This window comes from Dolichospermum sp. LEGE 00246 (assembly GCF_015207865.1).
In the GTDB taxonomy this organism is placed as follows: Bacteria; Cyanobacteriota; Cyanobacteriia; order Cyanobacteriales; family Nostocaceae; genus Dolichospermum; species Dolichospermum heterosporum.
This window is the reverse complement of sequence record NZ_JADEWA010000416.1, coordinates 1-4,897: the sequence shown is the minus strand read 5'-3', so window position 1 is coordinate 4,897 and position 4,897 is coordinate 1. Positions and strand designations below refer to the sequence as shown.

Genomic DNA, 4,897 nt, shown 5'->3' with positions numbered 1-4,897 from the left:
TCAACTGTCAACTGTCAACTGTCAACTGTCAACTGTCAACTGTCAACTGTCAACTGTCAACTGTCAACTGTCAACTGTCAACTGTCAACTGTCAACTGTCAACTGTCAACTGTCAACTGTCAACTGTCAACTGTAGCAAAATGTAACTCTGGTTAGTTTGCCATCTACACACTGTTTGGTAGAATGTCTAGGTTGTTTAATCTCATGATCTTCATCTTTGAGCCAGTCAATAGATACTATCAACCTCGATACATTAGCCCAAGAACTAGCAACTATCCAGCAAACAGGTTCCAAGCGGATTGCCTTGCTAGGTTCTCGTCATGTGCCAATTACCCACCAGAATTTGATTGAAATGATGACTTATGCTCTGATTTTATCAGGCAACCGGGTCATTACTTCTGGTGCTACAGGCACAAACTCTGCGGCCATCCGGGGCGCAACTAAGGCTGATCCCAACTTACTCACGGTAATTTTACCCCAGAGCTTGGAACGTCAACCCCAGGAATCGCGCCAGCAATTAGAACAGGTGATGCACCTGGTGGAAAACCCCAGTAATGATAGCTTGTCTCTAGCTGAAGCGAGTTACTTATGTAATAAAGAAATCATTTCTCGTTGTCAACAACTAATCTGCTTTGCATTTCATGATAGTCGCACTCTGCTACAAACCTGTAGTGATGCAGAAGACCAGCGAAAAGTGGTAACACTCTTCTACTTTGACTAGAGTGAACTGCTGTTTTTGCAAAGCCAATGGTAGAGATGGGAAATTACTGGTTAAAGGGTAATGAGTTAACTAAATTACCCCTTATCCATTGATAAAAATAATCAAGACCACGCCAAGTACCTTATTAAATTAGTTGAATGTCCCTATCTTTGTTACCAGTACCTGCTATTTTTTTATACTCTATTGTCGTCGCGGCTATTCTCATTTATGTACCCTATTTATTAGTAGCTTTTGCTAGAGTGCAGATAGGATATGATCTTTCTGCTCCCCGCGCCATGTTTGATAAGTTGCCACCCTATGCCCAACGGGCAACATGGGCCCATAAAAACTCCTTTGAAGGGTTTATGGTTTTTGCCGCAGCAGCGTCAATGGCGTATGTGACTGGGGTAAGTTCAATTGAAGCAGTAACCGCAGCGATCGCTTTTAATATTGCTCGATTGCTATACTCTATTTTCTATATTACGAATATACCCCTGTTGCGATCGCTCATGTTTGGTATTGCTTCTTTTAGTTCAGGAACTTTGTTTTACCTCAGTCTCATGCAAATCAAATAATTACGCAAAAGGGAAGGGGGATTTTCAACTTTGCCTCTTCCCTGTTACCAATTACCAATTACCAATTACCAATTTTATTTATGGCTACTTCTTTTTCCTTTGATATCGTCAGCGACTTTGATAGACAAGAATTAGTTAATACCATTGATCAAGTCACAAGAGACGTTAAAAGCCGTTACGATCTTAAAGATACTCAAACCACAATTGAATTAGGTGAGGAAAAAATCACCATTGGCACTGACAGCGACTTTACCTTAGAATCTGTCCATACTATCCTGCGAGAAAAAGCCGCCAAGCGTAACCTTTCCCAGAAAATTTTTGAATTTGGCAAAATCGAATCTGCCAGCGGCAACCGTGTCCGTCAAGAAATCACTCTCAAAAAAGGCATCAGTCAAGAAATTGCCAAACAAATTTCTAAATTGATTCGAGACGAAATTAAAAAGGTGCAATCTTCGATTCAAGGTGATGCTGTCCGAGTAACAGCTAAATCAAAAGATGATTTACAACTGGTGATTCAACGTCTTAAACAAGAAGATTTCCCAGTTGCCTTGCAATTTACCAATTATCGGTAGCAGGGGGCAGGGAGAAAGAATTATTCTCATTACCAATTACCAATTACTCCAAATTACTTACTTCCCCCGATGCTTTTTTGAAAAGCGGGACGTTCGGACATTGACTGAATATAGTTCACAATTACTGGGTAATCACTCAAATCTAATTTCAGCATAATAGGGATATAGGAGAGGATTGATCCCACAGCCACATCAGCAACGGTAAAATCATTACCCAGCAAGAAAGGTTGTTTTGTCAAAATTTCATTTAAAGGAGTCAATAATCGTGGCATTTCTCGTTCACGATTGGCTTCTATAAAAATACCTGTTCCTAGACTAGAGTTGGCAAATAATACCCACTGGGTAAATATGGCTTTTTCTTCTAATGAATAAGCGGTTTTAGCGTATTTTTCCGCTAAATAAAGCAAAATTGCGCCTGATTCCCAAAGCTGAAAATCACCATCAACAATCGCCGGAACTTTACCCATAGGGTTAATTTTGAGGAACTCAGGCTGGAGATGTTCCCCTGCTTTCATATCTAACAGTACGAATTCATAAGGAACTTCCAGTTCCTCTAAGTACCACTGGATAATCCCAGCCCGACTGCGAGCGCCGCCGTAAAGTTTCAACATAGTCATAAGGATATTAAAGAACTTTGTGAGTGTGAGAGTGTTGTTTTACGTTGTCGTCTTTGGTGACAACTCTAGCCGCATTTAGGACTCGTTTGCGCTCTGTCGAATAATTCAAATCGGTTTTAGTAATTCCCAAGGGAATCAATGTTTGGGCTACTTCACGGCGCTTATAGGTACGAGCCGCAGAAAATAACCGTAATGGAAACTCATCTCCAAATTGCGCTGACTCTGGAAACCCTGCTGGCAAAAGTAGTTTATCACCCTCTAATACAGATCCCAAAGTTGTTGCATAAATCAATCTGTAAGAGGTAGGAATTTGTTTACATATAGCTTCTAAAGCTGCGGAAGGAATGGGTTCTATCACTTCAATTTGATGCACTTCCCCGTCTTCTTTATAAAAGCACGTAGCTAAACCAAGAACAATATAGTCCTCAGTATTAAGGTCGGTTGCATCAGCATAAGAAATTGTTGTTGTCATAAGAAATGTCTCTTCTAAAATTGGGAAATAGGGGTTTGTCAGTTGTCCGTTGTCAGTTGTCAGTTGTCCGTTGTCAGTCCATCATCAAAATTTACACTTCAATTCTTTAGAATCTTACTGATTCGGGAATTGAACTTGGGTATGAAGTATACATTATTAGACTTATGGCTCATCTGTTGCTGGATGTAAAATCCACGTTCTTCAACAATCCTAGAGGCATTAAGACACAAAGACTGTAATTTTATTTGACAAATCAAGTAAATCAAATAGGCAACGTATGAATAAGCACTCTTTTTTAAATTCTGGTATTCAGAACAATCAAGTATGTCTTTCTGATCAAAACAATTCTTGTCATCAATCTGAGCGATTACAGGATGGTAATGAATCAATGTTAGAAGAACGTTATTTACGCTCTTGTGCTTTGAAGTTAGCACAACAAGGGGATTATACCAAAGCGATCGCTCTGTTAAGTCACCTGATTGACCATCATCCCGAAAATGCTGTTGATTACAATAATCGGGGACTAATTTATTTTCAAAGTGGTGACAGTCAAAAAGCCATCTCCGATTATAACAAAGCCTTGGATCTAAATTCTAAATTAGCTAGTGCTTACAATAATCGGGCTAATTATTACGCTGCTTGTGGTCAATTAACGGACGCATTAGTTGATTATGAACAAGCATTGGATCTCAATCCCCATCATGTTCGGGCTTGGATTAATCGTAGTATTACTTTACGCGATTTGGGAAACTATGCTGAAGCTATTGAAAACTTGGAAATTGCGATGCTATTTGGTCAACTTAAAGGCAATATTTGGGCGGAACGGGGACGGACTTATCATCTCTGGGGTGATTGGAATTGTGCGGTTGCCGATTATCGTCGCGCATTGGCAGACTTACCATCTTTAAATCATCAAGATGTTTCTGGTTATCGCTTGTGTTTACAAGTCGAAACCTGGTTAAATGAGTTGCTGTTTTTTGAAGACTAATTTTAGCAGTAGATGACTTAATTGACAATTATCAGGGGGAGTATCAAGGTGCTGAATTAGATTGTTCTATTACAGTCTGATCTTGATTCATCAATATAACTGGACGCTGATTAGGGTCAAAGCGAAATGATTTTTGTTGCATAATACTTTTAGCTTCACCAGGATCAAAGTTGCGGCTAAATTCTGCATGCAAATTTTGCACACGCCCTTCCATAACTTTTACTTCGGTACGAACTGTTCGTAACTTATCCTGTTGTGACCAATAGTAAGGCAATAATTGTACCAAAGCAGATGCCGCTGCTGCACTAATAAGTATATTGACTGCTACTTTAGCTGTAGTTTCCAGTGCCATTACTTGATAAGCACGTTGGCGTAAGTGCCGTTTAGGTCTTGGTACAGTTCGTTTGTTTTCTACGGGCTGTAAAGGAGGTTTAGATGGTTGAAACGCATTCATGGTGCTAACAAGAGGCTTGCATAATTTACGGTAATGACCATCAAAAGCAAACAGGTGCTAATTGCGGCTTAATTTAGCTGCTATATTACTTCATTTTTGGGAAATTTATACAAGTATGAAAATGAATAAAATATTACCTAGTAAGGTAAGGTGCAATTTTCCAAATCCCCATAGCTGAAAACTACAGGAATTTAGAAATCACACTCACGGATACTAGGCTTGATCACCTGTAACAGAGTTACATTGGTGTTATTTGTATAGTTCTGTAGCCAAACGCCAAGCTAGAATTCCTGGAATGAGTGCTACAACCAAGGCAATGTAAACTTGAGTATCTGAGATAGGCATGATGGAAATCCTCCTAAGTTGAACTAGATTTTCAAGACTTCGTTTACTACTTTTCCCTGTTTTACCAACATTAGGAAACATCTTGTTACAAGATGCAACAAAAACTGGGGATTTGTCAGTTGTTCGTTGTCATTGGGAAGAAATATTCCCCAACTCCCCCAACTCCCCCAACTC

8 protein-coding genes are annotated in these 4,897 nt (G+C 39.6%); 4 read left to right on the top strand and 4 right to left on the bottom strand.

Going from position 1 to position 4,897, the window contains the following annotated elements:
• Nucleotides 1-217 precede the first annotated feature (217 nt).
• The 3 genes from IQ228_RS21145 (at nucleotide 218) to IQ228_RS21135 (ending at nucleotide 1,847) form a co-directional block, all read left to right on the top strand.
• Complete coding sequence (locus tag IQ228_RS21145; RefSeq protein WP_027404809.1) at nucleotides 218-721, top strand: hypothetical protein; 504 nt, start codon at nucleotides 218-220, stop codon at nucleotides 719-721.
• Nucleotides 722-858: 137 nt separating this feature from the next.
• Complete coding sequence (locus IQ228_RS21140) at nucleotides 859-1,275, top strand: MAPEG family protein (protein ID WP_027404810.1); 417 nt, start codon at nucleotides 859-861, stop codon at nucleotides 1,273-1,275.
• A gap of 80 nt (nucleotides 1,276-1,355) precedes the next feature.
• Nucleotides 1,356-1,847 carry a YajQ family cyclic di-GMP-binding protein gene (locus IQ228_RS21135; protein ID WP_027404811.1) on the top strand — a complete coding sequence of 164 codons (492 nt, stop codon included), beginning with the start codon at nucleotides 1,356-1,358 and terminating at the stop codon, nucleotides 1,845-1,847.
• A gap of 53 nt (nucleotides 1,848-1,900) precedes the next feature.
• On the opposite strand, the gene IQ228_RS21130 is transcribed toward IQ228_RS21135, so the two are convergent.
• On the bottom strand, nucleotides 1,901-2,458 hold the full coding sequence (locus tag IQ228_RS21130; protein WP_027404812.1) for a glutathione S-transferase family protein: 558 nt from the start codon (nucleotides 2,456-2,458) through the stop codon (nucleotides 1,901-1,903).
• Between the two features lie 13 nt (nucleotides 2,459-2,471).
• Nucleotides 2,472-2,936: a hypothetical protein gene (locus IQ228_RS21125; protein WP_027404813.1), complete on the bottom strand. Its 465-nt coding sequence runs from the start codon at nucleotides 2,934-2,936 to the stop codon at nucleotides 2,472-2,474.
• A 277-nt stretch (nucleotides 2,937-3,213) separates the two neighbouring features.
• Here IQ228_RS21125 and IQ228_RS21120 point away from each other — a divergent pair, with 277 nt between their 5' ends.
• Nucleotides 3,214-3,924, top strand: a complete 711-nt coding sequence (locus tag IQ228_RS21120) for a tetratricopeptide repeat protein (protein WP_027404814.1) — start codon at nucleotides 3,214-3,216, stop codon at nucleotides 3,922-3,924.
• A 43-nt stretch (nucleotides 3,925-3,967) separates the two neighbouring features.
• Here IQ228_RS21120 and IQ228_RS21115 read toward each other — a convergent pair whose 3' ends face one another.
• Nucleotides 3,968-4,378, bottom strand: coding sequence for a hypothetical protein (locus IQ228_RS21115; RefSeq protein WP_027404815.1), 411 nt, complete (start codon nucleotides 4,376-4,378; stop codon nucleotides 3,968-3,970).
• A gap of 249 nt (nucleotides 4,379-4,627) precedes the next feature.
• Nucleotides 4,628-4,723, bottom strand: a complete 96-nt coding sequence (psaM, locus tag IQ228_RS21110; protein WP_027404816.1) for a photosystem I reaction center subunit XII — start codon at nucleotides 4,721-4,723, stop codon at nucleotides 4,628-4,630.
• Between the last annotated feature and the right edge of the window lie 174 nt (nucleotides 4,724-4,897).